The 805-nt window shown below is 65.7% G+C and carries 1 protein-coding gene; it reads right to left on the minus strand.

The annotated features are described in order from the left end of the window. Positions 1-144: 144 nt before the first annotated feature. Complete coding sequence (locus AAH979_RS43090; protein ID WP_346263888.1) at positions 145-513, minus strand: hypothetical protein; 369 nt, start codon at positions 511-513, stop codon at positions 145-147. Positions 514-805: the final 292 nt, after the last annotated feature.

Raw genomic sequence — 805 nt, forward strand, 5'->3', positions numbered from 1 at the left:
CAAGGGAACCGCACCAAGGCCGACCTCGACGCGGCGTGACCGGCGCGCCGAGGCCCAGCGCGCACGGTCGGCGGGCAGATCCGCGTATCTGACCCTGGTTGGCGTGCCGATGGACCCGGCGGGTCGGCCTTCGTCCCGAGGAGTTCAGCCGACGATACGGCCTTCCGGAGTATCGACCACGAAGCACGCGCATTGCAGGATCTCCAGAAGCGCGGCACGGACCCGCCGGATCGTGTCCTCGTCCAGATCGAGTTGCAGTCGGCAGTCGCGAGGAAAGCCGAGGATGGCGGCGGACCGAGCACCGAATTCGAGGGAAAGGTTGTGGTCCATGAGGGTCCAGGCAGCCGGTCCTCTCGCAACCGATCCGGCGCTATTGATCACCTCGTCCACCCAGCCGTCGTAGCGCAACCGGATCAGCACAACGTGGACTTCCGCGGCGCCGAGGATCAGTGTCAGCTCGTCATCGGTCTGCCGGACGTCGGCTCGATCTACGCAGAGCACCGTTCCGTCCACGCCCCGACCGTACAGTGGTGTTCGCCACGTACGCGACAGAGTTGCGGGAGCGCAGCACTCGTATCGCCAGATGTGGATACTCGCCAGAGCCGGGCGAGGACCACCGTGACCGTAGGCAGGTTGAGCGAGTTCGGTGTGTGGTGGGCCTAGGCTGTGCGCCATGGAGGGGATGGCGTGGCTCCTGCTGTGCCCGTGCGCGTTCTTCGTGTTGCTGTTCTTCGCCGCGACTGTGATCCTCTGGTTCCAGACCAAGCCGGGCAGCCGGTGATCGAGTCGGCTGTCGGAAGCTAAT

Origin of the sequence: Plantactinospora sp. ZYX-F-223 (assembly GCF_039649625.1) — a bacterium.
In the GTDB taxonomy this organism is placed as follows: domain Bacteria; phylum Actinomycetota; class Actinomycetes; order Mycobacteriales; family Micromonosporaceae; genus Plantactinospora.